Raw genomic sequence first — 4,514 nt, 5'->3', positions numbered from 1 at the left:
GGTCTGCGCCACGCCGTAGCCGACGATGACCGAACCGTCGAGCTTGTTGGCTTCCGGAAAATCCTTGGCCAGAAACGCCAAGAATTGCTTCATCCCGGGGTCATTGTCCCATTGCGGATCAGAGGCGTCCTTGAGGTAAGCCGCCGAGACGATGCCTTGCGCGTTGGCATATCCGGCGGGCCTGATCACGCTGCCGACCGAGGCGCCGACATTGTTGAGCAGATGGAGCGGCCTCCATTCGAGCTCGGCGACCTTCTTGATCGCTTGCGCTGCGAATTTCGGCGTCGTGATGTCCATGAATACGTCGGCGCCCGACGATTTCAGCTTGACGATGTGGTCGTCGATCGAGGGCTCGGAAGTCTCGTAGCTCTCTTGCGCGATGATCATCGAGGCGGCCTTGGCGCCGAGCCCGTCCTTCAGTCCCTTGAGATAATCCTTGCCGTAATCGTCATTCTGATAGAGCACCGCGATCCTGGCGCCGGGCTTCTCCTGCAGGATGTACTTCGCATAGATATGGGCTTCGCTCTGGTAGCTCGGCTGCCAGCCCATGGTCCACGGAAATTCCTTGGGATCGTTCCATTTGGTGGCGCCGGTGGCGACGAACAGTTGCGGGACCTTCTTGGCGTTCATGTATTTCTGAATTGCCGAGTTCGACGGCGTGCCCAGCGGATTGAAGACGAGCAGCACCTCGTCGCTCTCGACCAGCTTGCGCGCCTGCTCGACCGCTTTCGGCGGGCTATAGGCGTCGTCATAGGAGATGAAGTTGATCTTGCGGCCGTTGATGCCGCCGGCCTCGTTGATTGCCTTGAAGTAGGCGGCCTCGGTCCTGCCGATCACGCCATAGGCGGACGCCGGCCCGCTATAGGGCATGATGTTGCCGATCTTGATCTCGGTGTCGGTGGCGCCGGTGTCGTATTTCTTTTGCGCGAGCGCTGCGCCGCTCGATGCAGCAAGCAGGACGAGCGCGGCCGAGGCTATGGCCAGACGCTTGGCGATGACAGGCATTGCGTTTCTCCCTATGGTACATGCCGGTGATGGGTCTGGCCGCCTTGCCGGAAGCTCTTTTTGGATTGCAGGTCTTTAGTTGCAGCTCTTTAGTTTCAAGGCTTGACTTGCAGGTCCTAAGTTGCAAGTCGATATCATTTCCGTCCGGCCATCACAACAGAAAGCCCCTGCGGCGCCGCCGCAGGGGCTTTTCGCACTTGTCGACAATCATCTCGGCAGGGCATCAACCACTGACATCGCCGGAGATGATGTCGCCGAACAGATCCCAGCGCCGGCCCTCGAACTTCATCAGTTGCAGCTGCGAGATCGGCGCGAAGTCGGTGGCGCTGGTATTCACCGTGATGCCGGGCAACAGGCCGCCCAGCTTGAGGCCGTGGATGTTGGCTGCCTGCTTCATCACGTTCTCGCGGGTGAGATCATCGCCGCAGTTCTTCAGGACATAGACCAAGTTCTGTGCGACGGTATAGCCGTACATCACCGAGGCGTCGATCCGGTTGCCGTCGGGGAAGTATTTCAGGAGAAACGCGTCGAAGGCTTTCATCCCGGGATCGTTGTTCCACTGCGGGTCGGAGGTATCCTTCAGATAGGCCGACGAGATGATGCCTTGCGCCTTTTCCATGCCGGCCGGCTCGATCACGCTGCCGATCGAGGCCGAAACGTTGTTGAGAAAGTGCAACGGCTTCCATTCGATCTCCGCGGCCTCCTTGATCGCCTGCGCTGCGAATTTCGGCGTGGTGACGTCGAAGAACACGTCGGCGCCGGTGGCCTTCAGCTTGACGATGTGGTCGTTGATGGACGGTTCGGAGGTCTCATAGCTTTCCTCCGCCACGATCATCGAGGCCGCCTTGGCGCCGAGGCCGTCCTTCAATCCCTTCAGGTAGTCCTTGCCGTAGTCGTCGTCCTGATAGAGCACCGCAATCCTGGCATCGGGCTTTTCCTTCAGGATGTACTTCGCATAGATGTGCGCCTCGCTCTGGTAGCTTGGCTGCCAGCCCATGGTCCAGGGAAACTGCTTCGGATCGTTCCACTTGGTGGCGCCGGTGGCGACGAACAGCTGCGGCACCTTGTTCGTGTTCATGTATTTCTGGATTGCGGAATTCGGCGGCGTGCCGAGCGAATTGAAGATCAACAGCACATTGTCGCTCTCGACCAGCCTGCGCGCCTGTTCGACCGTCTTCGGCGGGCTGTAGCCGTCGTCATAGGAGATGAAATTGATCTTGCGGCCGTTGATGCCGCCCTCGGCGTTGACCTTGTTGAAATAGGCCTGTTCGGTCTTGCCGATCACGCCATAGGCCGACGCCGGGCCGCTGTAGGGCATGATGTTGCCGATCTTGATTTCGGTGTCGGTGGCGCCGACATCGTACTTCTTCTCGGCGGCAATGGCCGCGGTCGCCGCGAGGATCGCGAGGGCAGCCGAAAGCAGCAGCCCCGATCGCATATGGATGGCAGGCATTTGGATCTCCCTTGATCTGATGATGTGTCGATTTTTCTGATTGGGAGCGCGTCGCGGGCTCCAGCCGGCATTCAATACCCGCGGCGGAATGGCAGCAAGAAAAAGCCCCCCGCGAGCGGCTCGCGGGGGGCGTCATTTAGTCGAAGATGACGGTTCAAGAAGCCGTGAACGAAAGCCCTAGTTGCTGAGATCGCCGCTCATGATGGCGCCGAACAGGTCCCATTTCTCGCCCTTGAACCGCATCATCTGCAGCTGCTTGATCGGGGCGAAATCGCTCGGCGAGGTGTTGATCTTGATGCCCGGCAGCAGCGTGTCGGGCTCGAAATCCTTCAGGCTCGCGGCCTGCTTCATGACGTTCTCCCGCGTCAGATCGTCGCCGCACATCTGCAGCACCTTCACCATGGTCTGCGCCGCGCCATAGCCGTAGACCACCGAGCCGTCGAGGCGGTTGGCGTCGGGGTCGTACTTGTCGAGGAAGGCAAAAAACTTCTTCATGCCGGGATCGTTGTCCCATTGCGGATCGGCGCCGTCCTTGGCGTAGGCGGCCGACAGGATGCCTTGCGCGTTCTCGAAGCCCGCGGGCTTGATGACGCCGCCGACCGAGGCCGAGACGTTGGAGACGATATGCAGTGGATGCCAGTCCATCTCGGCAAGCTTCTTGATCGCTTGCGCGGCGAATTTCGGCGTCGTGATCGAGATGAAGACGTCAGCGCCGGAGGCCTTGAGCTTGACGATGTGGTCGTCGATCGTAGGCTCCGAGGTCTCGTAGCCTTCTTCGGCAGTGATCATCGACGACTTGGCGCCGAGCGCGTCCTTCAGGCCCCTCAGATAGTCCTTGCCGAAATCGTCGTTCTGGTAGAGCACGCCGATCTTGGCGTCGGGCTTCTCCTTGATGAGGTATTTCGCATAGATGTGCGCCTCGTTCTGGTAGCTCGGCTGCCAGCCCATGGTCCATGGAAAGTCCTTCGGATCGTTCCACTTGCTGGCACCGGTGGCGACGAACAGCTGCGGTACCTTCTTGGCGTTCATGTATTTTTCGATCGCCGAGTTCGAGGGCGTGCCGAGCGAGTTGAAGATCAGGAGCACCTCGTCGCTTTCGACCAGCTTGCGCGCCTGCTCCACCGCCTTGGGCGGGCTGTAGCCGTCGTCGTAGCTGATGAACTTGATCTTGCGGCCGTTGATGCCGCCCTCGATGTTGATCTTGTTGAAATAGGCCTGTTCGGTCTTGCCGATCACGCCGTAGGCGGACGCGGGCCCGCTGTAGGGCATGATGTTGCCGATCACGATCTCGGTATCGGTGGCGCCGGTGTCATATTTCTTCTGGGCGAGTGCCGCGCCCGAATTGAATGCAATGACCGCCGTCGCAACCGCGGCGAGACCTAATCGTCGGCTGCAATTCATGATTCAGATCTCTCCTCAATTCTTCCGAAGCTTGCCAGCCAGCCGCTGGCCGACCATCGCAATCTGCCTCGCTCCGTGCGGGACGAGATAGATGACCATGAACAGGAGCACGCCGAATACCGCGCCGGATAGCCCCTTGGAAACATTTTCCGCGATGTTCGGCACGAAAATGATGAAGGCGGAGCCGATGATCGACCCCGGCAGCCAGCCGACGCCGCCGACCACCATGCCGAGGAACAGCGCGATCGCGAGCGTGATGGTGTAGCTGTCGGGCGCGACGAACTGCACCGCGATCGCCCCGAGCCCGCCGGCGACGCCGGTGATGCCGGCCGAGACGCCGAACGCCAGCGTCTTGTACAACGCGACGTCGATGCCCATCGCCGACGCCGCGATCTCATTGTCGCGGATTGCCATGAAGGCGCGCCCGGAGCGCGACTTCAAGAGGTTGACCGAGAAGATGTAGATCGCGAGCGTGATCGCGAGCGTGAAATAATACAGCCACATGTCCTGTGACATCGGCAGGCCGAACGGCGCGTCCGGCTTGTCGACCACGAGGCCCTGCACGCCGCCGGTCCAGGGTTCGAAGACGTTGAGCTTGAGCAGTTGCGGCATCGCGGTCGCCAGCGCGAAGGTCGCCAGCGCCAGATAGACGCCG

4 protein-coding genes are annotated in these 4,514 nt (G+C 60.5%); all 4 read right to left on the bottom strand.

All coding sequences use genetic code 11. The annotated features are described in order from the left end of the window. Positions 1-1,005 (bottom strand): ABC transporter substrate-binding protein (locus WCB02_RS18820; protein ID WP_423960308.1); only part of this gene is annotated, 1,005 nt, incomplete at its 3' end. Between the two features lie 223 nt (positions 1,006-1,228). Beyond that, the gene (locus WCB02_RS18815) at positions 1,229-2,458 is read right to left on the bottom strand and encodes an ABC transporter substrate-binding protein (protein WP_423960307.1); all 1,230 of its coding nucleotides are present in this window, start codon (positions 2,456-2,458) and stop codon (positions 1,229-1,231) included. 177 nt (positions 2,459-2,635) lie between these two features. Continuing rightward, positions 2,636-3,859 (bottom strand): ABC transporter substrate-binding protein, encoded by a 1,224-nt coding sequence (locus WCB02_RS18810; protein ID WP_423960306.1) that lies wholly within the window; start codon positions 3,857-3,859, stop codon positions 2,636-2,638. A 15-nt stretch (positions 3,860-3,874) separates the two neighbouring features. After that, positions 3,875-4,514, bottom strand: a 640-nt coding sequence (locus WCB02_RS18805) for a branched-chain amino acid ABC transporter permease (protein ID WP_423960304.1), incomplete at its 5' end; no start/stop codon positions are given.

It is taken from the genome of Bradyrhizobium sp., assembly GCF_049581145.1.
GTDB lineage: Bacteria > Pseudomonadota > Alphaproteobacteria > Rhizobiales > Xanthobacteraceae > Bradyrhizobium.
The sequence above is the reverse complement of the archived record's forward strand: the minus strand, read 5'-3'. Positions and strand labels throughout refer to the sequence as shown.

Coding starts and splice junctions, on each gene's coding strand:
- WCB02_RS18815 (WP_423960307.1), bottom strand. CDS start 2,458: ATGCCTGCCATCCATATGCGATCGGGGCTGCTGCTTTCGGCTGCCCTC.
- WCB02_RS18810 (WP_423960306.1), bottom strand. CDS start 3,859: ATGAATTGCAGCCGACGATTAGGTCTCGCCGCGGTTGCGACGGCGGTC.